Genomic DNA, 22,343 nt, shown 5'->3' with positions numbered 1-22,343 from the left:
TCTCAGGGCGTAAGGGCAGATAGGGAGGTCCTTAGGAGGGTGCGCAGAGGCACTAAGGCACCCATAGGGAGCTAGGGCTCGTCCGTGTACTTCACCGTGACCTTGGTGAAACCGAGCGATTTCAGCAGGCCCGTCATCATCGCCTTGGTGTTGGCGTCCGCGCGGGCGCGCAGGTCGCTCGCGACCGCCGCTTCGGTGATCTTCTTCTCCGCCAGCAGGTACAGCTCACGCTGATCGCTCGGCGACCCGGACAGGAAGTCATGCACCCGGTCGAACAGGCCGCGCTGCTGCGCGTACACGTACGACCGGCTGTTGTCCAGGTTCGGCTTCTCCAGTTGCGCCCGGGGCAGGCGCACGGTCGCCTGGGTGCGGTCCTCGGAGACCGTCACCGCGTTCGTGGCCAGGCCGGAGAAGTCCACGTACGCGTCCACCCCGCCGGCACCCACGAACAGCGTGCGGGTGCCCTTGATCGAGTCGGGCAGGAAGTTGGCGTCCTTCTCCAGGTCCACGACGACCTGGAAGTTCCCGGTCGCGGCCTCGAAACGGCTCAGGTCCTTGATCGACTGCAGGAGGACCGGCTGGCTGCGGTCGATGCTCCGCTCTCCGAGCGGGTTCAGCCAGGTCCAGGCCAGGCGGCCGCCCACGACGAGCAGGACCGCCAGGACGAGGAGCCCCGCTACATATCGCCACCTGCGGCGCCGCTCGGGGGTGACCCCGGGCGGCAACGTACGGGAAGTCGTCATGCGAGCATGACTACCCGCCCGGCGATCACCATTCCCAGCCGTCAGGTGACATCTTCCAATCCGGCCGTCAGTCGGTCGGGGATCCCAAGCCGGCCATGGACGTGCTGGGCGCCGAGTTGGGCGTGCCCTCGGTCTCCGGGTACACCGGATACACGTGGGTCGACTCCGGCGACGGGTGGGCCGACGACGGCGCCACCTGCGCCCGCGCCGGGCCTCCGCCGAAGTGCGTGCTCGACAGGCCGCAGTTCTGGAAGTCGCTGTAGAACATCCGCAGCCACTCCCTCCGCTGGTGCTCGCTCAGCCACGAGAACCACGACGCCGCGTACTGGTGCTCGGGCAGCGGGCCCCCGGGCAGCGGCTCCCCGCGCAGCCACGCCATCACGATCTCCCGGTAGCCGTCCGCCACCGTGCCCTGGCAGCGGGCGGCCAGGGACTCGATGTACTCGTACGCGGCCTCCTCGGCGAACCCCGCGGAGAGGTCGGGCACATGGATGGGCGCCAGCCCGTTCGACGGCCTCAGCTCCTCCTCCAGCGGCCGCTGCTCCACCCGCGTGAACGCCGCGGGCGTGCCCGCCAGCCGCGAGGCGATCTGCGTGAACGTCGCGCCCAGCTCGGTCAGCCCCGCCCGCATCCCCGGATGCACACACACCGTGATCGGCCAGTCCTGGCAGCTGTACGCGATGTCCACGGCCGCGGCCGGCTTGGGCTCGGCCAGCATCCTGGCCACGCCCGTCCCGGCCGCCAAAACCGACAGCAGCGCGCACGCCAGCACCAGCGCCTGCCTGGTCACCAGCGCCGCCCAGCCGAGCAGCAGCGCCGCCGTGAGGCCGAGCAGCCAGATGGTCTGGTCGAAGAACGGCGCCCCGCTCAACCCCTGGAACAGGTCGTACGGCTCCCCGGTGCCGGGCGCCAGCTTGTCGGCCCAGCCGCGGTCCTCGGCCAGCCACGAGAACAATCCGTAACAGGCGAGCCCTGCCAGGGGCGGCGTGAACGCCCTGGGCAGCACCCACCCGGCCACCCACCCGATCACCGAGTACAGGGCCAGCCCCGCCATGCCCATCCCGAGACCGGACAGGCTCAGGCGCCCCGCCTGGTCGGTGATCACCGTCTTGACCGCCAGCACCAGCACCGTCGCCCCGAACGAGCACATGACGACCACCACGATCGCCAGCGGCGCCTTCAGCGCGCGCCACGTCGTGAGCGACCGCCCGCGCAACGCCCTGCGCTTGCGCAGCGCCACCCAGGCCGCGAACGCCGCGGCCACGGGCCCGGTCATCCGCAGCGAGCCGATGACGGCGGCCACGATGTTCTCCCACGCGTCCACGCCGGGTATCAGGACGTTCCACGCCGCCACCAGGCCGAGAGCCAGGAGCACGGCCACCGTGACGGCCGCGCTGTGTTTCAGCTCCTCTCGTGAAACGCCCGCGTGCTCACGCACCCTTTTCCCCGTTGACGTTCATCAAGCACCCCCCGTGCCCCTCGGCAAGACGAAAACGGTCAGTCCGGCCTGTCCCCACAGGCCCATGGACTTGGCTTCCGCGTCACCATGTGTACGAGAACCATAACTGAGCGTGATGATTGACGTCCGTATTCTTGGTCAAGCGGGGACGCCTGTTGCTCCAGGTCACCGGACGAACCGGGATGACCGGCGCGCTAGCGTATGCGCTGTGTCGCAGCCCAAGCCGCTCAACCTGCCGTTCGACCCCATCGACCGCGCCGCGGAGAGCTGGCGTGCCCACTTCGGGCCCTCCGCCGCCATGGCCGCGGTGACCTCGATCATGCGAGCACACCAGATCCTGCTGTCGCAGCTCGACGCCCTGCTCAAGCCGTACGGCCTGACGTTCGCCCGGTACGAGGCCCTCGTCCTGCTGACCTTCAGCAAGACGGGCGCGCTCCCGCTGTCCAAGATCGGCGAACGGCTGATGGTCCATCCCACGAGCGTCACGAACACGGTGGACAGGCTGGAGAAGTCCGGTTTCGTCATCCGGCTGCCCAACCCGCGCGACGGGCGCGGCGTGCTCGCCGAGATCACCAAGACCGGCAGGGACGTCGTGGAGCGGGCCACCCGCGACCTGATGGACGCCGAGTTCGGCCTGACGATGTACGCCGAGGACGAACTCCACCAGATGTTCGCCCACCTGCGCACCCTCAGGGTGGCGGCGGGAGACTTCCAAGAGGGCGGCGAGTGACTCGTCGCCTCGACAATGCGGCAAGATGAAGAGCATGGCGGACTTCTCTAGGCCCGGGTCGCTCTACGGAGCGATTGACCTGGGCGCGCGCAAGCAGGCCCTTGAGGCGCAGGCCCGGCGGGAGGCGGCGGGTCCCCAGGCGGCCTCGTCGGCCTCGGTCGTCGACGTGACCGAGGAGACGTTCACGACCGAGGTCATCGACCGGTCGATGACCGTGCCCGTGGTCCTCGACCTGTGGTCGCCGAGGGCGCCGGGCAGTTCCCAGCTCAGCCCGGTGCTGGAGAAGGTGGTCGGCGAGCTCGGCGGCCGGGCCGTGCTGGCCAAGGTCAACGTCGACACCAGCCCGCAGATCGCCCAGGCGCTGCGCGTGCAGGCCGTGCCGACAGTGCTGGCGATCTTCCAGGGGCAGGCCGTCACCGGCTTCCAGCAGGTGCTGCCCGAGCAGGAGGTGCGCCGCTGGCTCGACGAGCTGATGGGCGCGGTCGAGCAGTTCTACCAGGCCAACCCCGGCGCCCGGCCCGAGACGGCGCCCGGCGGGCAGGAGGAGCCGGTGGGGCCGCCGGTCGACCCCGACATCCTGGCCGCCGAGCAGGCCATCGAGAAGGGCGACCTCGACGCCGCGGCGGCGGCCTACGAGCGCCTGCTGGCCCGCGCGCCCGGCGACGAGGACGCCAAGATGGGCCTGGCCGGCGTCAACCTGATCAGGCGCACCGAGGGCGTCGACCACGCGGACGTCCAGCGGCGTCTGCAGGCCCCGGACGACATCGACGCGCACCTGCTCGCCGCCGACCTGGAGATGCTGTCCGGCTCGGTCGACGAGGCGTTCGCCCGCATCATCGCCGTGGTCAAGCGCACCTCGGGCGACGAGCGCGACAAGGCCAGGCGTCACCTGCTCGGCTTGTTCGACGCGTTGCCGGCCGACGACCCATCTTTGGCGAAAGCCCGTAGAGCTTTGGCGAGCGCCCTGTTCTAACCTGGGTGTATGCGGGTCGTCACCATATCCGCGACATACGGCACGGCCGGCAGCCAGATCGGCCCGGCCGTCGCGGAGCGTCTCGGCGTGCCGTTCGTCGACCGCGCCATCCCCAGCGCCGTGGCCCAGGAGCTGGGCTGCACGCTGGAGGAGGCGCTGGCCCACGACGACCGGGCCGAACACGGCCTCGGCAGGCTGCTCTCGGGTGCGATGCGGCTGCCCACGGTCACCTTCGGCGGTGTGGACATGTACGTGCCGGGCGCGATGCCGCTCGCGCCCGAGGAGTTCGTCCGCCGTACCGAACGCATGCTCAAGGACATGGCCGGCGACCAGGGCGGGGTGTTCCTCGGCCGGGCCGGGGCCGTGGTGCTGGCCGACCATCCGGGCGCGCTGCACGTCCGGCTCGACGCGCCGGTCAGGCGCAGGATCCGGCAGACGGCCACGCTCGGCGGGATGAGCGAGCGCGACGCCCGCAAGATCATCGAGGACAACGACCGCGCCAGGGTGTCCTACGTACGCCACTTCTACCGGGTGGATCCGACTGACCCCTGTCAATATCACCTGGTGATCGACAGCACCACGATCCCCGTTCCGGCATGCGTCGATCTGATCGTCACGGCGGCCGAGGCACTGGACTGACCTGGGGAGCCCTATCATGGGGGACATTCTTGGTCAGTCCCGAAGGAGCGATTGACGTGGCGACCGTCCCGAGTGTGTCGTACTCCATCACCGTGCGTCTCGAGGTTCCGGCCGGCGGCAAGGCCGTCAGCCAGCTCACCCACGCCGTAGAGTCGGCAGGAGGTGTCGTCACCGCCCTCGACGTCAGCAACGCGGGCCATGAGAAGCTCCGCATCGACGTGACCTGCGCGGCCAGGGACACCGACCACGCCCAGACCATCGTCGACCAGCTCGAGGCCGTCGAGGGCGTCGTCATCCACAAGGTGTCCGACCGCACGTTCCTCATGCACCTCGGCGGCAAGATCGAGATGAAGTCGAAGGTGCCGCTGCGCAACCGCGACGAGCTGTCCATGGCGTACACGCCGGGCGTGGCGCGCGTGTCGATGGCCATCGCGCGCAACAAGGAGGACGCCAGGCGGCTGACCATCAAGCGCAACACGGTCGCCGTCGTCACCGACGGCTCGGCCGTGCTGGGGCTGGGCAACATCGGCCCCGAGGCCGCGCTGCCGGTGATGGAGGGCAAGGCGGCGCTGTTCAAGCGGTTCGCGGGCATCGACGCCTGGCCGATCTGCCTCGACACGCAGGACGTCGACGAGATCGTCCGCACGGTGCAGGTGATCGCGCCCGGGTTCGGCGGGATCAACCTCGAGGACATCGGCGCGCCGCGCTGCTTCGAGGTGGAGCGGCGGCTGCGCGAGCTGCTCGACATCCCCGTCTTCCACGACGACCAGCACGGCACGGCGATCTGCGTGCTCGCCGCCCTCACCAACGCGCTGCGGGTCGTCAACAAGGGCATCGAGAATGTCAAGATCACCATGGCGGGCGCGGGCGCGGCCGGCAACGCGGTGCTGCGGCTGCTGCTGGCGGCCGGCGCGCGCAACGTGGTCGTGTGCGACTACCTGGGTGCCGTGCACCGCGGGCGCGACGACCTCGACGAGTCGCTGCAGTGGATCGCCGACCACACCAACGCCGAAGGCTACTCGGGCGACCTGCGGGGGGCGGTCAAGGACGCCGACGTCTTCGTGGGCGTCTCCGCGCCGGGCATCCTGACCGGTGACGACATCGCCACGATGGCCAAGGACGCGGTGGTGTTCGCGCTGGCCAACCCGGAGCCTGAGGTGTCGCCCGACGACGCCCGCGAGCACGCGGCCGTGGTGGCCACGGGGCGCTCCGACTACCCCAACCAGATCAACAACGTGCTGGCCTTCCCCGGCGTCTTCCGCGGGCTGCTGGACGCGCAGGCGGACGGGGTGACGCAGGAGATGCTGCTGGCCGCCGCCGGCGCCCTCGCCGCCGTCGTGACGCCGGAGGAGCTGGGTCCCAACTACATCATCCCCAGCGTGTTCCACCCCGACGTGGCGGCCGCCGTCGCCGCCGCCGTGCGCGAATCCGCCGGCGGACGTGCGCGGGGCTTCACCGAGGCGTAAGGCTCGGTACGGCGAGCCACGGGCGGCGCCACCCGCCGCCCGTGGATGAGCGCCTTGATCCGGGAACGCCGCGTTGCTCGGAGGGGCGTTCAGGGGTGTTACGCACCCATCCCTCAGGAGACCGGGGTCTCGATGGCGGGCATGAGGTGGTAGCTCTCCTGGAAGACCAGGTTGTGGGCGTCGCCGGCGGCGATCACGCGCAACGTGTCGAGCTGCGCTTCCGCGTCCGCCGCGTCGAAGACGTTCAACGGCCAGTCACCGACCGTGTTCCCCCGCAGGTGCGGGTGGTGGAAGTCGCACCCGTAATGGGCCACGACGGCGATCGGCTGGACGTGGCTGGCGCGCTGCTCCGGCCACGTCAGCGACCACATCGCGTTGAGCCCGCCCTCGCGGGACCGGGTGACCCCGCTCGCCACCACTTCACCGGTGCCGAGCAGCAGGTCGGCGTTGACCTCGTCGAGGGCTCTGCGCGCCACCGGGTCCAGCAGTTCGGTGGCCGTGGCGAACAGGCGCTCCTTGTCCTCCCGCGAGACGGCCTGGCCGTGGATGCCGTCGCGAAGATCGCAGAAGTGACGGATCAGGGCTTGGTTCATGGGAGTGCACATGCCACCCCCCTTCCCAGCCGCCGGACGGCCAGACCACTGTCAGGCCCTCGTGTCGGCCCTGGGATCAGCCGAGCAACTCCTGGATCCTGTCCCGTACGTCGGGTGTGTCCAGGCCGCGGACCGTGAGCGTCGTGCGGCGGCGTACGACGTCGTCCACCGTGGCCGCCCACTCGCGGTCGCGCGCGTAGACAGCCTGGGCCCAGATGTCGGGACCGTCCGGGTGGATGCGCTCGCCGAGCGCGGGGTCCTCGCGGATGAGCCGGGCCAGGTCGAACGCGATCGAGCCGTAATGCGTGGCCAGATGCCTGGCGACCAGCGGGTCCATGCGCGCGCCCGGGTCGCGGTCGGTCCACAGCCGCATGGCCACGGCGTCGGGGCTGGCCACGCCCGGGAGCGGTACGGCGGGCAGGATGTCTGCCAGGTCGTCGCCCAGCGGCTGCCCCGGCAGGTGGGCGAGCGTGTCGAGGACATGCCTGCCGATGTGGCGGTAGGTGGTCCACTTGCCGCCCGCCACCGAGAGCATGCCGCCCACGCCCCTGGTCACCACCGTCTCCCGTTTGGCCGCCGTCACCTGGCCGGGCCCGCCGGGCAGCACCCGCAGGCCGGCGAAGGCGTAGGTGATGTCCTCGCGCCTGACCTGGGAGTCGCGTACCGCGTGGCCGGCCTCGTCCAGGATCTGGGCGATGTCGGCCTCGGTGACGCCCACCGCGCCCGGGTCGCCCTCGTACGCCTCGTCCGTGGTGCCGAGCAGCAGGTGGTCCTCCCACGGGATGGCGAACGACACCCGGTACTTGTCGATCGGCGTGGTCAGCGCGGCCTTCCACGGCTCGTGGCGGCGCAGGACCAGGTGGGCTCCCTTGGACAGCCGGATGCTCGGCGCCGCGCCCGGGTCCTCCATGCGCCGCAGGTGGTCCACCCACGGCCCGGTGGCGTTCAGCACGAGCCGGGCCGAGACGCCGAACTCGGTGCCGTCGAGCCGGTCGCGCAGCTCGGCACCGATGACCGTGCCCGCTCCGGTCTGGCGCAGTCCGACGACCTCGGCGTGGTTGAGCACGACGGCGCCCGCGTCCACGGCGGCCCGGACGGTCATGACCGCGACGCGGCTGTCGTTCATCTGGTGGTCGCCGTAGACGGCGGCGGCCCGCAGGCCCTCGGTGCGCAGCGCCGGAACCTTGGAGAGAGCCTGGTGCGGAGTGATCACCTTGCCCATGCCGTCGCCGAACACCGACAGCGCCGAGTACAGGAACACCCCCGCACCCAGCTTGGCCGCCCCGTGCGGCCCGCCCTTGTAGATGGGCACCAGGAACGTCAGCGGCTTGACCAGGTGCGGGGCGATGTCGGCGGCCAGGGCGCGGCGCTCGCGGTGGTTCTCGGCGACCAGCCTGACGTTGCCGGTCTGCAGGTAACGCAGGCCGCCGTGGACGAGCTTGGACGAGGCGCTGGAGGTGGCGCCGGCGAAGTCGCCCGCGTCCACCATGGCCACCCGCAGCCCGGCCTGGGCGGCCATCCAGGTCACCGACGTGCCGAGGATGCCACCGCCAATGACGAGCAGGTCGTAGGCGGTGCGGGAGAGCTCCTCGCGGATCTCCGCCCGGTCGGCGCCGGTCGTGGTCCTCATGTCCAAACTCCCTACTGCTCGACCCAGTCGAGGGTGCGGGCCACGGCCTTCTTCCAGTTGCGGTATTCGCGCTCGCGGGCGGCCTCGTCGATGGCTGGGCGCCATTCGGCGGCCTTGTGCCAGTTGGCGCGCAGGCTCTCGATGTCGGGCCAGTAGCCGGTCGCCAGCCCCGCGGCGTAGGCGGCGCCGAGGGCGGTCGTCTCGGCCACCATGGGGCGGATCACCGGCACCGCGAGCACGTCGGCGAGCGTCTGCATGAGCAGGTTGTCGGCGGTCATGCCGCCGTCGGCGCGCAGCGTGGTGAGATCGAGCCCCGAGTCGGCGTTCATCGCGTCGACCACCTCGCGGGTCTGCCACGCCGTGGCCTCCAGCACGGCCCGCGCGATGTGCCCCTTGTTGACGAACCCGGTCAGCCCCGCGATCACCCCGCGCGCGTCCGAGCGCCAGTGCGGCGCGAACAGCCCCGAGAAGGCCGGTACGAAGTAGCAGCCGCCGTTGTCGTCGACCGTCCTGGCCAGCGTCTCGATCTCGGCCGCGCTGGAGATCAGGCCCAGGTTGTCACGCAGCCACTGCACCAGCGAGCCGGTGACCGCGATCGCGCCCTCCAGGGCGTAGGTCGCGGGGCCGTCGCCGATCTGGTAGCCGACGGTGGTCAGCAGGCCGTGCTTGGAGACGACGGGCTCCTGGCCGGTGTTCATCAGCAGGAAGCTGCCGGAGCCGTAGGTGCTCTTGGTCTCGCCGGGCGCGAAGCACGTCTGCCCGAACAGCGCCGCCTGCTGGTCGCCGAGCGCCGAGGCGACCGGCACGCCGGCCGCGGTGTGCCCGTAGACCTCGGCGGACGGGCGGATCTCCGGCAGCATCGCGCGGGGCACGCCGAGCGCGGCGAGCAGCTCGTCGTCCCAGGCCAGCGTGTGGATGTTCATCAGCATCGTCCGGCTGGCGTTGGTCACGTCGGTGATGTGGCGGCCGGTGAGGTTCCACAGCAGCCAGCTGTCCATCGTCCCGAACAGCACCTCGCCGCGCTCCGCCCGCTCCCGCAGCCCATAGGCGTCCAGCAGCCAGCGGATCTTCGGCCCGGAGAAGTACGTCGTCAGCGGCAGCCCGGCCTTCTCCTTGAACAGCCCCTCGTGCTCGGCCAGCGCCCGGGTCAGCTGGTCCGTGCGGGTGTCCTGCCAGACGATCGCGGGGCAGACGGGGCGGCCGGTGGCCCGCTCCCACAGCACGGTGGTCTCGCGCTGGTTGGTGATGCCCAGCGCGGCGATCTGCCCGTCCTCGAGTCCGGCGCCGCCGACGGCATCGGCCAGCACGCCCTGCACGGCCTGCCAGATCTCGGCCGCGTCGTGCTCCACCCAGCCGGGCTTGGGGAAGATCTGGCGGTGCTCGCGCTGGGCGACGGAGACGATGTTGCCGGCCTGGTCGAAGACGATGCAGCGGCTGGACGTGGTGCCCTGGTCGATGGCTGCGACGTAGTGAGATCGAGGCACGAGGTTCCTCGCTTGGTTCAGGTTCGGCAATGCCGAACGAATGCTATTTCGTGGCCTTAGGGATGTTCAAGTGAGCGGGTGATCGCGCGGGCGGCGTCCCGTACGTACGAGACGAACTCCATGTGCAGGACGCCGTCGGCGGCCAGCCGTTCGACGGCGCCGCGGATGCCGATGGCGCCCACCACCAGGCCGCGCGGGTCCTTGATAGGCGCGGCGATGGCCACCTCGCCCTCGGTCAGCTCCTCCGTCTCGGCCGCCCAGCCGCGCGTCCTGACCAGGTCGAGCTCCTGCTCCAGCACCGCGGGGTCGACGATCGTGTGCTTCGTGTACGGCTGGAGCGGCGGAGCGGGCGCCTCGCCGTACGGGTCGTGGGCGAGCAGGACCTTGCCGAGCGCGCTGGCGTGCGTCGGCAGGTAGGTACCCACCTGGAGGGTCTGCATGCTGTCGTCCGGCCGGAACACGTGGTGGATCACCAGCACGTGGCCCTCGTGGAGCGTGCCGATCCAGGCGCTCTCCCTGCTCCGCCCGGCCAGGGCGTCGGCCCAGTTGATGGCGCGGGTGCGCAACTCGTTGACGTCGAGGTAGCTGCTGCCCAGATGGAGCAGCGTGGCGCCGAGGCGGTACTTCCCGCTGACCTGGTCCTGCTCGACGAACCCGACGTGGACCAGGGTGCGCAGGATGCCGTGCAGCGTGCCCTTGGGCAGCCCCAGCGCCCTGGCCAGCTCGGCCACACCGAGCTGGCGCGGCCCTGAGGCGAGCAGGCGGAGGATCGCGGCCGCCCGCTCGACCGACTGAATCGTCTCTCCCACAACCCGAACCATAGCGCAGTTGCGTTCGGTATTGCCGAACGAATTGTGGGGTGGAACCGATCACCCCGCATCCGCGTCCAGGAGGAGGGGAAAACGCGATGTTGATCCTTAATGGAATGGAAGTTCCGTTAAAATGGAACGTTGCGACAAGGAGCATTGATGGACCAACCTTCCCGTTCGGCGGGAACCGTGCGGCCAGGGGGCCGTACGGCGAGGGTCCGCGCGGCCGTCATGGAGGCCACGCAGGACGAGCTGGTCGAGCACGGCTTCCACGGCCTGACCATGGACCAGGTCGCGGCCAGGGCGGGCGTCGGCAAGACCACGGTCTACCGGCGCTGGGGGAGCAGGGCAGGCCTGGTCACCGACCTCATGACCGAGCTGGCGAACCAGTCCACGCCCCATGCCGACACGGGTGACGTCGAAGAGGACCTACGGGCCAACGCCCTGTCCGTCCTGGGGGCGATCACCGACGGGCGGCTCGGGGCCACGTTCCAGGCGGTGATCGCCGCCGCCACCTGCGACGAGCAGGCCGCCGGCGCGCTGCGCGTCTTCTATCTGCGCCGGATCGAGGAGTGGGCCGGCGTCGTGGACCTGGCCGTCAAGCGGGGCGAGCTGCCCGAGGGCACGGACGGCGGGGAGGTGATCCGGGCGATCTCGGCGCCGCTCTACTACCGGCTGGTGGTCACGAGGGAGCCGGTGACCCGGGAGGACGCCGAACGGTCGGTGTCACGCACGCTGACCGCCGCCAGGGCCGGGGCGTTCGTCGTACGGGAGACGGCGCCCTAGGGGGTCGAGCGCGGCCAGATGGAGCCGTACCACCACAGGATGCCACCCATCACGATCAGGCCCCCCGCCGTGGCCAGTTTGGCCATGAGGTCGGCGGGCGGGCCGGTGAAGGGCAGGTTGCCGCGGTGGTGACCCCAGGGGCAGTCGTTCGTGACGCGGGTGGAGTCGATGAGCGCGTTCTGGCGGCCTCCGTCGACCCAGTACGCCTCGATCTCGGCCGCGCTGCCCTTGCGCACCCGGACCTGCCTCGAGACCGTCTTGCGGGCCGCGATCGAGCCGGTCGCCACGCTCTCCCCGTCGGCCTGGACGTCGAAACGCACGGGCGCGGAGGTCAGGTTCCGCAGGGTGACCTCCGCGCGTCCCGAGCGGCAGGCCACGTCGTCCACGGTCAGGGTGAACGGGTCGTCGCCGCGGTCGGGCCACGGCCACGCATGCGCCTGGTGGGGAAGGAACAGCGCACCGCACACCGCGAGCGCCGCCAGGACGGCACGTGAACTTGTGCGCATTGAACTCCCCTCGGCGCGATCTTTGTTACGTAAGGTGCCCAAGCGAGCACCAAAAGTAACATGAGCGCACTGGGGGAGCGCAGAGCGCCCCGGACCCTTCATGATGGAGGTATGGCGGAAGCGATCTACGTCGGCGGTTTGTTGGTGGCGACGCCGCTTCTCGACGACCCCAATTTCCGGCGTAGTGTCGTGCTGATCCTCGAACACGATCAAGACGGCGGGACCTTGGGCGTGGTGCTCAACAGGCCGAGCGACATCTCGGTGACCCAGGTGCTCCCCGTGTGGGATCCGCTGGTGACAGGGCCGTCCGTGCTCTTCGAGGGCGGGCCCGTGCAGACGGACAGCGCGCTCGCGCTGGCGGCGGTGCCCAGCGGCCAGGAGCCGCTCGGCTGGCGCAGACTGCACGCGGGCACTCCGGCCGTCTCGCGGCTGGGCACGGTCGACCTGGACGCGCCGCCCGAGATCCTGCAAGGGGAGATCGCGCAGATGCGCATCTTCGCCGGTTACGCGGGCTGGTCGTCCGGCCAACTGGAGAGCGAGATCGCCGAAGGCGCCTGGTATGTCGTCGACTCCGAGGCCGGCGACACCTTCCACGCCGACCCCAGGGCGCTCTGGCGGCACGTGCTGCGACGCCAGCGCGGCGAGCTGGCCTTCGTGGCGACCTGCCCGGACGACCCGACGATGAACTGACCTCAGCGGTCCCAGCCGGGCCGCAGCGAGCGCTCGGCCAGCTCGATGGTCTCCGCCATCCGCCGCGTGATCTCCGGCACGGTGGCGTCGTGGCGCGGGCACTCGAAGCCGACGCGCATGGCACAGGAGGCGAACGCGACGATCAGGTGCGAGAGCTGGTCCTCGTCGGGGTTCACGCCCCGGCGGGCGGCGACCGCCTCGACCAGGTTGCGCTCCGTCGTCGCGCCTCTGGCCACCGACAGTCCGACCAGGCGCGGCTGGTCGTCAAGGAGCCGCCGCAGCTTCAGGAACCTCTCCGTCTCATCGGGCGTTGAGCTCTCGATGTCGTGCAGCACCGCGCGGACCGCGTGCATGAGCGAGGTGAACGCCGGCTCGTCCTCCGGGCGGGAGTCCAGGGTCTCGAGCATGATCTCCTCGCCGTGGTCGTGGAACCACAGCACAAGGTGATCTTTGCTGGTGAAGTAACGGAAGAAGGTGCGAGGGGAGATGTCGACGGCCCCCGCGATCTGCTCCACCGTGGTCGACTCGTATCCTTGTTCGAGGAAGAGCTCGAGCGCGGCGTCGAGGATCGCCAGGCGCGTCTTCTCCTTCTTGCGTTCCCGAAGACCCACAGTGGCCACTCCCTCGACACCTTTCTGTCACAGTGTGCCATAAGTCATAGTGTGACGATCGAAAATCGATTGTGATAAGTCATCCTCTGCCATAGATTACCTGTCGATTCGACTACGCGTTCTTTGCCCCGGTGGGGGCTTACTTAGGGGGACTTCATGGCTCACGCGAAGGCGGTAGACGCGCCGCCGTCGCTCGGCCCCGCGAAACCGGGGACAGGTGGCAACCCGTGGCTCGTGCTGCTGGCGGTCAGCCTGGGCGTCATCATGGTCATGCTCGACGGCACGGTCGTGGGCATCGCCAACCCGTCCATCCAGGCTGACCTCAAGGCCTCGCTGTCCGATCTGCAGTGGGTGACCAGCGGTTATCTGCTGGCGCTGGCGGTGTTCCTGATCACCGCCGGCAAGCTGGGCGACCTGTTCGGGCACAAGCGCGTCTTTCTGATCGGCGTGGCCGGCTTCGCCCTGTCTTCGGTGGGCATCGGACTCAGCGCCCAGCTCGCCGACATCATTCCCGGTCTCGGCCCGGTAGGCGCGCTGATCGCCCTGCGGGTGCTGCAGGGTCTGTTCGGCGCGCTGCTTCAGCCGGCCGCCCTGGCGCTGCTGCGTGGAGCGTTCCCCGGCGAGAAGCTCAACCAGGCGATGGGGGCCTGGGGCGCGATCATCGGCCTGTCCAGTGCCGCCGGCCCGATCGTGGGCGGCCTGCTGGTCGAGAACGCGAGCTGGGAGACGGTCTTCTTCATCAATGCCCCCGTCGGCCTCGCCGCCCTTGTCCTGGGCACCATCCTGATCAAGGACAACCGCGCGCAGACGCTCGCGAGGATCGACTGGCTCGGCGTGCTGCTGCTGTCCGGCGCGATGTTCTCGCTCGTCTGGACGATCATCAAGGCTCCTACGTGGGGCTGGGGCGACAGCACGACGCTGACCTTCGGTGCCGTGTTCGTGGTGCTGGTCGGCTCGTTCATCTTCTGGCAGAGCAGGGCGAGCCAGCCGCTGGTGCCGCTGTCGCTGTTCAAGAACCTCTCGATCTCCATCGGCACCGTGCTGATGATGATGGTCGCGTTCGCCATGTTCGGCGCGATGTTCTTCCTGGGCTTCTTCTTCCAGGGCGTGCACGGCCTGTCCCCGCTTGAGGCCGGTCTGCGCATGCTGCCGATGAGCGCCGGCATGATCGTCGCCTCGCCGCTGGCCGGCATGGCGATCGGCAAGCTGGGGCCGAAGATCACGATGGCGACGGGCCTGCTGATCACCGCCCTCGCGATGTTCCTGATGTCCCAGCTCAGCATCGACGCGTCGTTCCTCCAGAGCGCCATCCCGTTCGTGCTGCTGGCCTTCGGCATGTCGCCGGTGTTCGTGGGCGCCACGGAGATCATCGTGGGCAACGCCCCGGTGCATCTCACCGGCGTCGCGGGCGGCGTGCAGCAGTCGGCCATGCAGGTCGGCGGCGCGCTCGGCACCGCGATCCTGGGCGCCGTGATGGCCGGCGAGATCTCCGACAAGCTGCCCGGCTACCTCGGCCCGGCCGCCAAGATGTTCCAGCCCGACCAGCTGGCCGGTCTGGAGAAGGCGGCCTCCTTCGGCAAGGTGCCGCCCGGCCTGCCGCAGCAGATCGGCGACGCCGTGCACAACTCCTTCATGGACGGCATGCACGTGGCCTTCCTGGTGAGCACCTGCATCGCGGTGCTGACCGCCGCGCTGACGGTGTTCGTCAAGGCGGGCAGGAAGACCGAGAGCGCGCCGGTCCACGTGGGCTGACCCCCGGTTTCACGTACGGCCCTCGCCACGCGGCGGGGGCCGTACCGCTGTGTGGGGGACCAACGGGCGGGCGGGCATAAAATCAGTGGGTGAGCACCACGAAGATCCTCCCAGAGCAGGAGACCACGCCGCGGACGTCGCACGGCGACGGCGATCACGAGCGGTTCGCCCACTACGCGGACAAGCACAAGATCACCGAGAGCATGGTGACGGGCACGCCCATCCGCGCTCTGTGCGGCAAGGTCTGGGTGCCCAGCCGGGACCCCAAGAAATATCCGGTCTGCCCGGAGTGCAAGGAGATCTACGAGGGTCTGCCCAAGGGCGGCGACGGCGGCGACGACAAGCAGTGAGTGTTGCTGAGCGGTAATCCCACCACGTCGAGTTACGGTCGGTAGCCAGACCAGCTCGCGTTCGTAGTGGGGGATCGCATGGCCCGGCGCGTGGCCGCCGTCTCGTTGGCATGCCTGCTCGCGGCCGGGCACCCGCCGCCGCTCCGGCTCGAGGCCGCGCGCGCGGCAGGCTGCGCCGCCCATGCCGCGCGGGGGCCGTCACGGGGGCCGTCACGGGGGCCGTGGCCACGTTCGCCCAAGCCGGAAGACGTGGCCAGGGTCATGGCCGAGCTGACCAGGAGGCTGAGCGGCGCCACGCCGCCCGCCCGGATCACCGTGCCCATCTGGGTGCACATCATCACCGCCGGCGCGCGCCGGGTCTCCGACCAGGACGTCGCGGCCCAGATCAAGGCGCTCAACTCCGCGTACGGCGGCGGCTACGGCGGCGTGGACACCGGCGTGCGCTTCAAGCTCGAGGGCGTCACGGTCGACGAGAACGCCCTGTGGTTCGCCGACCCCATCGGCAACGAGCGGCCGATGAAGGCGAAGCTGCACCGCGGCGACGCCACCACGCTCAACCTCTACATCGCCCAGCTCAGCGAGCAGATGCTGGGCTTCGCCAGCTACCCCTTCTGGTACGCCGAGTCCCCCGGCCTCGACGGCGTCGTGATCGACTGGCGCAGCCTGCCCGGCGGCCCGATGGCCGAGTACAACCGCGGATTCACCGGGGTTCACGAGGTCGGGCACTGGCTCGGCCTCTTCCACCCGTTCGAGAACGGCTGCGCGGCGCCCGGAGACGGCATCGACGACACCCCGATGGAGGCCGGGCCGACCGAGGGCTGCCCGCCGGCCAAGGACACCTGCACGAACCCGGGCACCGACCCCACCCGCAACTTCATGGACTACGCGTACGACCGGTGCATGTCGGAGTTCACGCGGGCGCAGGCCGAGCGCATGCACGAGATGTGGGCGGTGTACCGGCACGCGACATCGGCTTAGGTGTCCGACAAATTACGATGTGTAGGTGACAGGACCGAAGGCACTCGACACTCCGCACACGCCCACGCGCATCCTCGCACCCGAATTCCGCACCGCGACGGTCGGCATCGTCCTGACGATCACGCTGGTCGCCTTCGAGGGCATGTCGGTCGCGGTCATCATGCCCACGGTGGCGAAGGAGCTGAACGCCCTCAACCTCTACGGGATCAGCATCTCCGCCTTCCTCATCGCCAGCCTGTTCGCGAACGTGGTGGCGGGGCTCTGGTCGGACCGGCGCGGCTACGCGCTGCCGTTCCTGGCCGGGGTGGTCCTCTTCGTGGCGGGCATGGCGCTGGCCGGCGCGGCGCAGTCGGCGGTGCTGTTCCTCGTGGCGCGGGCGGTGCAGGGCCTCGGGGCGGGGGCCTCCATCGTGGCGCTGCTCGTGATGATCGCCCGGGTCTATCCGTCGGGGCTGCGGCCCAAGGTGTTCGCGGCCGTCTCCGCGGCCTGGGTGGTGCCCGCCATGGTGGGGCCGGCCGTGGCCGGGTTCGTGGCCGGGCACTGGGGATGGCGCTACGTCTTCTTCGGGATCATCCCGCTGGTCGTGCCCGCGCTGGCGATGCTCGTGCCGGCGCTGCGCATGCCCTCCTCGTCCGAGGCTGCGCCCTCGCAGGGGCCGCGGTCGAGGCCGCTGGCGATGACGCTGGCCGCCACCGCCACGGCGGGCGGGGCCGGGGCGCTGCTGCACGGGGCGGACCGGCTGCACGTGGACGTCGTGCCGGCGGCCGTCGAGACGGTGGCCGGGCTCGCGTTCCTCGTGTACGGGCTGTACCGGCTGCTGCCGCCCCGGGCGTTGCGGTTCGGGCGCGGGCTGGCGACGACCGTGCTGATGCGCGGGTTCTTCTCGGCCGCCTTCTTCGGGGTGAACTCCTTCATCCCGCTGGCGCTGGAAGAGGTGAAGGGCTTCGACCCGAGCTACGCGGGGATCGCGCTGACGACCGGGGCGATCGGGTGGTCCACGGGGTCGTACCTGCAGAGCAGGCAGGAGGGGGAGGCGTACAAGAGGATCCGGCTGGGGGCCGGGTGCGTCACCGTCGCCATCCTGATCTGTGTGCTCTGTGTCCTTCCTGGGGTGACCGGGTGGATCGCGGTTCCCGCGTGGATCGTGGCCGGGTTCGGGATGGGGTTCGGCATGACCACGGTCAGCGTCACGGCGCTGAAGCAGTCGCCGGTGAACGAGCAGGGGGCCAACTCGGCCGCCCTGTCGGTCACGGACATGCTCGGCTCCGCGCTGTCGGTCGGGATCGGCGGCGCGCTGGTCAACCTGATCGGGCACGCACCGGCCCAGATCTCCACCGGGTTCGTGGTGATCTCGTTCCTCATGGCCGCGATCGCGCTGAGCGCCACCGCGCTCGCCGGACGCACCCGCTGAATTCCGCCCCTCCTGTCACAGCCACCACGGTTCTCCTGCCGCCCGTCCTGAGGAGTGATAGGACAGCGGGACAGGGAGGTGCCATGGAGGATGATCGCCGTGTCTGGCCGCCTCAGCCGGGCCCGAGGCACCGCCGTACTCCTCCGCGGTACACGTGGGGCCCGCCTCACGAGGAGGAGCCGCGGCGCGGGCGCGTGGGCCCCCTGGAGGCCGTGCCGGACCCAGAGCCGGAGCCCGTCCGTGACACCGAGCCGATACGCCGGCACCCGCATCCGCTCGACCTGCGGCCGGTACGCGGCGAGCCCTACCCGCGCCGAAGCCCCGACCCGGCCGGGCCCTCCCCGCTGGACCCCGACCCGGTCGAGCCCTGGAACCCGCGCATCCACAGGACCGTGCAGCGCGACGAGGACCCCTGGGACTCGCTTCCCCCGTCCGCCCGGCTGCGCGGCACCCCGGCGGACCCGGGGCCGCGCATGCGGGCGCCAGGACCGGGCCGGCGGTGGGCAGGCGTGGCGGCGGCGGTGCTGGCCGGGGTGGCCCTGGTGGCGGGGGCGAGCGCGGTCGTGCTGCGGATCACCGCGCCACCGGTGGAGAGCGGCCGGCTGAGCGACTCGCTGGCCAGGGTGTCCGTGACGTTGCCGCAGGGGTGGAGTCAGGAGGCGGTGGCGCCGGTGACGGGGTTCACGTCGGTGATCAGGGACGGCAGCGGCGGGCTCGTCATGGCCAGGCCCGTCCCGGGGCCCGTGGAGGACGCCGAGAAGGCCACCACGGAGGCCGCCGAGTTGTACTCCCGGCTGCTGCTCAAGGGAGACCGGGTGACGGTCGTCGAGAACAAGGAACTTCCGGGAGGGTGCACGCGGGCGCTGCGGGCGGAATATCAGGATGTGGTCAACCGGCCGGCGTTCATGAGAGTGACACTGCTCACTCGGAGCGGCGACGGAGTCCTGCTCGTCGGACTGCTCCAACCCGAGGACACCGCTCGCAGACAGGCGCTGGACTCGGTCATGGCGAAGATCAGATAAGCCGCATAGCACGTGGAGATGACCTTGGCCAGAATCCTCGACTCACGGCACGTCTTGTCGGTGGGCCCGATTACCCTTGGGTCACTGTGAGAAAGCGAAGCACACGAACCCCAGAGGTGATGCGGTGAGCACCTTCGCCGCGTCCCACCTATCGCCTTCCTATCCAGACCGAGCCGCATGGGGCACCGCGCCCAAACTGCGTGCCTGGCAGCAGGAGGCGTTCGACCTCTACTTCAGGCGCGAGCCGCGTGACTTCCTCACCGTGGCGACGCCGGGCGCGGGCAAGACGACCTACGCCCTGCGGATCGCCAGCGAGCTGATCGCCAACGGAGTGATCAAGGCGATCACCATCGTCACGCCCACCGAGCACCTCAAGCGCCAGTGGGCCGATGCCGCCGGGCGGGTCGGCATCGCCATCGACCCCGAGTTCAAGAACAGCCAGGGCGCCACCTCGCGCGACTACACGGGTGTCGCGGTGACGTACGCGCAGGTCGCCATGCACCCCGCGCTGCACAGAGCACGCACGGAGGCGCGCAAGACGCTGGTGATCTTCGACGAGATCCACCACGCGGGCGACGCCAAGTCGTGGGGCGACGGCGTGCGCGAGGCGTTCGAGCCCGCCACCCGTCGCCTCCAGCTCACCGGCACCCCGTTCAGGTCGGACGACAACCCGATCCCCTTCGTCGGCTACGAGGAGGACGTCGAGGGCCTCAAGCGCAGCGTCGCCGACTACTCCTACGGCTACGGTCCCGCGCTCGACGACGGCGTCGTGCGCCCGGTCATCTTCCTGGCGTACTCCGGCGAGATGAAGTGGCGCACCCGGGCGGGCGACGAGATCGCCGCGACGCTCGGCACGCCGCTCACCAAGGACCAGCTCTCGCAGGCGTGGCGGGCCGCGCTCGACCCGAAGGGCGACTGGATCCGCCAGGTCATGCAGGCCGCCGACCGCCGTCTCACGGAGGTGCGCAGGGGCGTGCCCGACGCGGGCGGCCTGGTCATCGCCACCGACCACGAGACCGCCCGGGCCTATGCCCGGCACCTGCGCAACATCACCGGCGAGGGCGCCACGGTCGTGCTCTCCGACGACCCCGGGGCGTCGAAGAAGATCAAGGAGTTCGCGGCCTCGCAGGCCCGCTGGCTGGTGGCCGTACGCATGGTGTCGGAGGGCGTCGACATCCCCCGCCTGTGCGTGGGCGTCTACGCCACCTCCACCTCCACCCCGCTCTTCTTCGCCCAGGCCGTGGGCCGCTTCGTGCGCGCGCGCAAGCGCGGCGAGACCGCCTCGGTCTTCCTCCCCTCGGTGCCCACCCTCATGGGGCTGGCCAACGAGATGGAGGTGGAGCGCGACCACGTGCTCAACAAGCGGCCCCCGGAGGACGGCCTCGACGACAGCCTTCTCGATCAGGCCAACCGCCAGAAGGACAATCCCGACGTCCTGGGCGACGAGCTCCCGTTCGAGACGATGGAGACGTCGGCCACGTTCGACCGGGTGCTGTTCGACGGAGGCGAGTTCGGCACGGGCGCGGAGATCGGCTCTGCCGAGGAGGAGGACTTCCTCGGCCTGCCGGGGCTGCTGGAGCCCGACCAGGTGGCGACGCTGCTGCGCAAGCGCCAGTCCGACCAGCAGGCGGCCAAGCGCAAGCAGGCGGTGGAGCAGCCGAGCGAGACCCTGGCGCCGCACGAGCAGATCGCGGAGCTGAGGCGCGAGCTCAACGGCCTGGTGGGCGCGTGGAACCACCGCACGGGGCAGCCGCACGGCGTCATCCACTCGGAGCTGCGGCGTTCCTGTGGCGGCCCGCCGATCGCGCAGGCGACGGCGGAGCAGATCCAGGAGCGGATCGACACGATCCGCCGCTGGGCCACCCAACGCCGCTGACCCCGCTCTTCATCGACGTCCCGAGCGATCGCCGTCCCCGCTCCCCGGCCGAAGTACGGCGGGGGGTGGGGACCGCCTCAGCTCTGCCGATCGGCCCCTGTTACGCTCCGTAACTCTGTGCATTTCGCCACAGAACCATGCCCTCTTGTTAGAAACTCGACCGATACGGCAACAACCACTTTTGGCTTGTCTCGGGATACGCAGAAGGACTTTGCCCATGTCGTCTGAGGCCACCAGAAAGCCGACGTTGAGCGTCACTTCCGGCCTCACCCGAACTGCGGTTCTCGTCAGGCTCGAGGGTGAGCTCGACGTCTATGCGCTGCCGGTGCTGCGCGAGCACATGGAGCCCATCTGGGACCTGCCCCCGAGACCCTTCCTGATCCTGGACCTGGGCGAGCTGCGGTTCTGCGACTCGATGGGGGTGAACGAGCTCCTCGGGGTCCTGCAGCGGTGCGAGGCCAGGGGGACCAGGCTCCTGCTCGGAGGGGTCCAGGGAGTCATGGCCAGAGTGCTGTCGATCACCGGGCTGCGGCACGCGTTCGAGGTCTTCGCCCGGCTCGACGACGCGCTGCGGCTGGCGGTGGCCAAGACCTGAGCTCAGGCCGCCTGCGGGGAGTGCTCCGGGATGCGCCGCCCTGTGCGCCCATCGGTCAGAACATCATGCGGTTTTCCGCGCATCGGAACGCTGAGCACCGCTCTACCGCCGTCCACGCGGACGGGCAGCGTGAAAACGCGCTGGTGACGAACCGTGAGCACGGAGACGCGCCGGCCGATGCTCGGCCCCTCGTACAGCCAGACCAGCATCTTCCGCCCCTGAGTGCGTACGACGGCCTCGGCCGCCTGGCACTCGTGCGGGGCCGCCGGCCAGGTGAGCACGATCTCGCGCCCCACCTTCGCGGACCGGGGCACCGGCACACGTCCGTCGCAGGACGGCTCGACGTGCGCCGCGACGGCGTGGGCGGGCGGCATGGCCGGATGGATGTCGCTCATCGCGATCGTGCCCCCCTCCAGCAGCGCCAGCGCCACGACGGCGCCCACCCGCTCGCCGGCGCGGCCCCTCACGAGCAGCCACAGGCACAGGGGGCCGAGCAGGAGCCAGGCCACACCCAGGGAGACGGCCAACATGAAAGGACCTCACACGAAAAGAAGTATGTGACTCTCCGTATTACTACGGCTCCGGAGAGGGTTCGCCCTCATGAATATCACATGACCTCTGCGTTGCCCATCATGTACGCATCGTGATCAGTGGCGAATTCACTCCACGACAGGCGCTCCCCGGAGAGTGGCGCCCGCCTTCTTCATCTCCGCCACCGCCGCCTCCGTGGTCGCGGGGGCCACGCCCGCCGTCAGGTCCAGCAGCACCCGCACCGCCAGCCCGGTCTTCACCGCGTCGAGCGCCGTGGCGCGCACGCAGTGGTCCGTGGCGATCCCCACCACGTCGACCTCGTGCACCCCGCGCTGCCTCAGCCATTCGGCCAGCGGCACGCCGTCGCCGGAGGCGCCCTCGAAACCGCTGTACGCGGCCGCGTACGCGCCCTTGCTGAACACCTCCTCCACGCCCGACACGTCGAACGCCGGGTGGAAGTCCGCTCCCGGGGAGCCGGCCACGCAGTGCGCGGGCCACGTCGCGACGTAGTCGGGCGTGCCGGAGAAGTGGGCGCCGGGGGAGACGTGGTAGTCGCGGGTCGCCACCACGTGGTCGTAGCCGTGTTCGGCCACGTGACGGGTGATGGCCGCCGCCACCTCGGCGCCTCCGGCCACGGGCAGACTGCCGCCCTCGCAGAAGTCGTTCTGCACATCCACGATGATCAACGCGGTACCCATACGTAGCACCA

Annotated in this window: 23 protein-coding genes; 13 read left to right on the top strand and 10 right to left on the bottom strand. The window is 70.3% G+C overall.

Features of this window, described 5'->3' with window-relative positions:
• Nucleotides 1-71 precede the first annotated feature (71 nt).
• Together ABD830_RS13405 and ABD830_RS13400 are read right to left on the bottom strand one after the other, a co-directional pair.
• Nucleotides 72-743: a DUF4230 domain-containing protein gene (locus ABD830_RS13405; protein ID WP_344987058.1), complete on the bottom strand. Its 672-nt coding sequence runs from the start codon at nt 741-743 to the stop codon at nt 72-74.
• Between the two features lie 67 nt (nt 744-810).
• Nucleotides 811-2,181 carry a hypothetical protein gene (locus ABD830_RS13400; protein WP_344987057.1) on the bottom strand — a complete coding sequence of 457 codons (1,371 nt, stop codon included), beginning with the start codon at nt 2,179-2,181 and terminating at the stop codon, nt 811-813.
• Between the two features lie 229 nt (nt 2,182-2,410).
• Between ABD830_RS13400 and ABD830_RS13395 the strand changes: the two genes are divergently transcribed.
• From ABD830_RS13395 to ABD830_RS13380, 4 genes are read left to right on the top strand one after another with little or no spacing between them, the layout of a single operon-like run.
• Nucleotides 2,411-2,932, top strand: a complete 522-nt coding sequence (locus ABD830_RS13395; protein ID WP_344987056.1) for a MarR family winged helix-turn-helix transcriptional regulator — start codon at nt 2,411-2,413, stop codon at nt 2,930-2,932.
• A 34-nt stretch (nt 2,933-2,966) separates the two neighbouring features.
• A complete protein-coding gene (locus ABD830_RS13390; protein ID WP_344987055.1) occupies nt 2,967-3,905 on the top strand; it encodes a tetratricopeptide repeat protein in 939 nt (312 codons plus the stop codon).
• Between the two features lie 9 nt (nt 3,906-3,914).
• Nucleotides 3,915-4,544, top strand: a complete 630-nt coding sequence (locus tag ABD830_RS13385) for a cytidylate kinase-like family protein (RefSeq protein ID WP_344987054.1) — start codon at nt 3,915-3,917, stop codon at nt 4,542-4,544.
• Nucleotides 4,545-4,600: 56 nt separating this feature from the next.
• Entirely contained in the window at nt 4,601-6,010 is a 1,410-nt protein-coding gene (locus ABD830_RS13380) for an NAD-dependent malic enzyme (RefSeq protein WP_344987053.1), read from the top strand.
• A gap of 113 nt (nt 6,011-6,123) precedes the next feature.
• On the opposite strand, the gene ABD830_RS13375 is transcribed toward ABD830_RS13380, so the two are convergent.
• The 4 genes from ABD830_RS13375 to ABD830_RS13360 form a co-directional block, all read right to left on the bottom strand.
• Complete coding sequence (locus tag ABD830_RS13375; protein ID WP_344987052.1) at nt 6,124-6,615, bottom strand: hypothetical protein; 492 nt, start codon at nt 6,613-6,615, stop codon at nt 6,124-6,126.
• Between the two features lie 64 nt (nt 6,616-6,679).
• Nucleotides 6,680-8,233 (bottom strand): glycerol-3-phosphate dehydrogenase/oxidase, encoded by a 1,554-nt coding sequence (locus ABD830_RS13370; protein WP_344987051.1) that lies wholly within the window; start codon nt 8,231-8,233, stop codon nt 6,680-6,682.
• An 11-nt stretch (nt 8,234-8,244) separates the two neighbouring features.
• A complete protein-coding gene (gene glpK / locus ABD830_RS13365; protein WP_344987050.1) occupies nt 8,245-9,717 on the bottom strand; it encodes a glycerol kinase GlpK in 1,473 nt (490 codons plus the stop codon).
• A gap of 56 nt (nt 9,718-9,773) precedes the next feature.
• Complete coding sequence (locus tag ABD830_RS13360; RefSeq protein ID WP_344987049.1) at nt 9,774-10,526, bottom strand: IclR family transcriptional regulator; 753 nt, start codon at nt 10,524-10,526, stop codon at nt 9,774-9,776.
• A 159-nt stretch (nt 10,527-10,685) separates the two neighbouring features.
• On the opposite strand from ABD830_RS13360, the gene ABD830_RS13355 reads away from it, so the two are divergent.
• Nucleotides 10,686-11,312 (top strand): TetR/AcrR family transcriptional regulator, encoded by a 627-nt coding sequence (locus tag ABD830_RS13355; protein WP_344987048.1) that lies wholly within the window; start codon nt 10,686-10,688, stop codon nt 11,310-11,312.
• Here ABD830_RS13355 and ABD830_RS13350 read toward each other — a convergent pair.
• Complete coding sequence (locus ABD830_RS13350; RefSeq protein WP_344987047.1) at nt 11,309-11,818, bottom strand: hypothetical protein; 510 nt, start codon at nt 11,816-11,818, stop codon at nt 11,309-11,311. The two genes, ABD830_RS13355 and ABD830_RS13350, sit on opposite strands and share 4 nt — an antisense overlap.
• Before the next feature lie 111 nt (nt 11,819-11,929).
• Between ABD830_RS13350 and ABD830_RS13345 the strand changes: the two genes are divergently transcribed.
• Nucleotides 11,930-12,508: a YqgE/AlgH family protein gene (locus ABD830_RS13345; RefSeq protein ID WP_344987046.1), complete on the top strand. Its 579-nt coding sequence runs from the start codon at nt 11,930-11,932 to the stop codon at nt 12,506-12,508.
• 2 nt (nt 12,509-12,510) lie between these two features.
• Here ABD830_RS13345 and ABD830_RS13340 read toward each other — a convergent pair whose 3' ends face one another.
• On the bottom strand, nt 12,511-13,119 hold the full coding sequence (locus ABD830_RS13340) for a TetR family transcriptional regulator (protein WP_344987045.1): 609 nt from the start codon (nt 13,117-13,119) through the stop codon (nt 12,511-12,513).
• A gap of 156 nt (nt 13,120-13,275) precedes the next feature.
• Here ABD830_RS13340 and ABD830_RS13335 point away from each other — a divergent pair, with 156 nt between their 5' ends.
• The 7 genes from ABD830_RS13335 (at nt 13,276) to ABD830_RS13305 (ending at nt 21,103) form a co-directional block, all read left to right on the top strand.
• A complete protein-coding gene (locus tag ABD830_RS13335; protein WP_344987043.1) occupies nt 13,276-14,871 on the top strand; it encodes a DHA2 family efflux MFS transporter permease subunit in 1,596 nt (531 codons plus the stop codon).
• Nucleotides 14,872-14,960: 89 nt separating this feature from the next.
• Entirely contained in the window at nt 14,961-15,221 is a 261-nt protein-coding gene (locus tag ABD830_RS13330) for a DUF3039 domain-containing protein (protein WP_344987040.1), read from the top strand.
• Between the two features lie 78 nt (nt 15,222-15,299).
• A complete protein-coding gene (locus ABD830_RS13325; protein WP_344987039.1) occupies nt 15,300-16,199 on the top strand; it encodes a zinc metalloprotease in 900 nt (299 codons plus the stop codon).
• A 25-nt stretch (nt 16,200-16,224) separates the two neighbouring features.
• On the top strand, nt 16,225-17,610 hold the full coding sequence (locus tag ABD830_RS13320; RefSeq protein WP_344987038.1) for an MFS transporter: 1,386 nt from the start codon (nt 16,225-16,227) through the stop codon (nt 17,608-17,610).
• 212 nt (nt 17,611-17,822) lie between these two features.
• Nucleotides 17,823-18,632 (top strand): hypothetical protein, encoded by an 810-nt coding sequence (locus tag ABD830_RS13315; protein WP_344987037.1) that lies wholly within the window; start codon nt 17,823-17,825, stop codon nt 18,630-18,632.
• Between the two features lie 124 nt (nt 18,633-18,756).
• Nucleotides 18,757-20,508 carry a DEAD/DEAH box helicase gene (locus ABD830_RS13310; protein ID WP_344987036.1) on the top strand — a complete coding sequence of 584 codons (1,752 nt, stop codon included), beginning with the start codon at nt 18,757-18,759 and terminating at the stop codon, nt 20,506-20,508.
• 217 nt (nt 20,509-20,725) lie between these two features.
• Nucleotides 20,726-21,103: an STAS domain-containing protein gene (locus ABD830_RS13305; RefSeq protein ID WP_344987034.1), complete on the top strand. Its 378-nt coding sequence runs from the start codon at nt 20,726-20,728 to the stop codon at nt 21,101-21,103.
• A gap of 2 nt (nt 21,104-21,105) precedes the next feature.
• Here ABD830_RS13305 and ABD830_RS13300 read toward each other — a convergent pair whose 3' ends face one another.
• Together ABD830_RS13300 and ABD830_RS13295 are read right to left on the bottom strand one after the other, a co-directional pair.
• A complete protein-coding gene (locus tag ABD830_RS13300; RefSeq protein WP_344987033.1) occupies nt 21,106-21,633 on the bottom strand; it encodes a hypothetical protein in 528 nt (175 codons plus the stop codon).
• Between the two features lie 129 nt (nt 21,634-21,762).
• Nucleotides 21,763-22,332 (bottom strand): isochorismatase family protein, encoded by a 570-nt coding sequence (locus ABD830_RS13295; RefSeq protein WP_344987032.1) that lies wholly within the window; start codon nt 22,330-22,332, stop codon nt 21,763-21,765.
• Nucleotides 22,333-22,343 lie beyond the last annotated feature (11 nt).

This window comes from Nonomuraea helvata (genome assembly GCF_039535785.1).
GTDB lineage: Bacteria > Actinomycetota > Actinomycetes > Streptosporangiales > Streptosporangiaceae > Nonomuraea > Nonomuraea helvata.
This window is presented reverse-complemented; position numbering and strand designations above follow the sequence as displayed.

Bases quoted from the DNA above. Each gene is read 5' to 3' on its own strand.
- ABD830_RS13405 (WP_344987058.1), bottom strand. From the start codon at position 743: ATGACGACTTCCCGTACGTTGCCGCCCGGGGTCACCCCCGAGCGGCGC.
- ABD830_RS13390 (WP_344987055.1), top strand. From the start codon at position 2,967: ATGGCGGACTTCTCTAGGCCCGGGTCGCTCTACGGAGCGATTGACCTG.
- ABD830_RS13385 (WP_344987054.1), top strand. From the start codon at position 3,915: ATGCGGGTCGTCACCATATCCGCGACATACGGCACGGCCGGCAGCCAG.
- ABD830_RS13375 (WP_344987052.1), bottom strand. From the start codon at position 6,615: ATGTGCACTCCCATGAACCAAGCCCTGATCCGTCACTTCTGCGATCTT.
- ABD830_RS13370 (WP_344987051.1), bottom strand. From the start codon at position 8,233: ATGAGGACCACGACCGGCGCCGACCGGGCGGAGATCCGCGAGGAGCTC.
- ABD830_RS13355 (WP_344987048.1), top strand. From the start codon at position 10,686: ATGGACCAACCTTCCCGTTCGGCGGGAACCGTGCGGCCAGGGGGCCGT.
- ABD830_RS13350 (WP_344987047.1), bottom strand. From the start codon at position 11,818: ATGCGCACAAGTTCACGTGCCGTCCTGGCGGCGCTCGCGGTGTGCGGT.
- ABD830_RS13345 (WP_344987046.1), top strand. From the start codon at position 11,930: ATGGCGGAAGCGATCTACGTCGGCGGTTTGTTGGTGGCGACGCCGCTT.
- ABD830_RS13335 (WP_344987043.1), top strand. From the start codon at position 13,276: ATGGCTCACGCGAAGGCGGTAGACGCGCCGCCGTCGCTCGGCCCCGCG.
- ABD830_RS13325 (WP_344987039.1), top strand. From the start codon at position 15,300: ATGGCCCGGCGCGTGGCCGCCGTCTCGTTGGCATGCCTGCTCGCGGCC.
- ABD830_RS13305 (WP_344987034.1), top strand. From the start codon at position 20,726: ATGTCGTCTGAGGCCACCAGAAAGCCGACGTTGAGCGTCACTTCCGGC.
- ABD830_RS13300 (WP_344987033.1), bottom strand. From the start codon at position 21,633: ATGTTGGCCGTCTCCCTGGGTGTGGCCTGGCTCCTGCTCGGCCCCCTG.
- ABD830_RS13295 (WP_344987032.1), bottom strand. From the start codon at position 22,332: ATGGGTACCGCGTTGATCATCGTGGATGTGCAGAACGACTTCTGCGAG.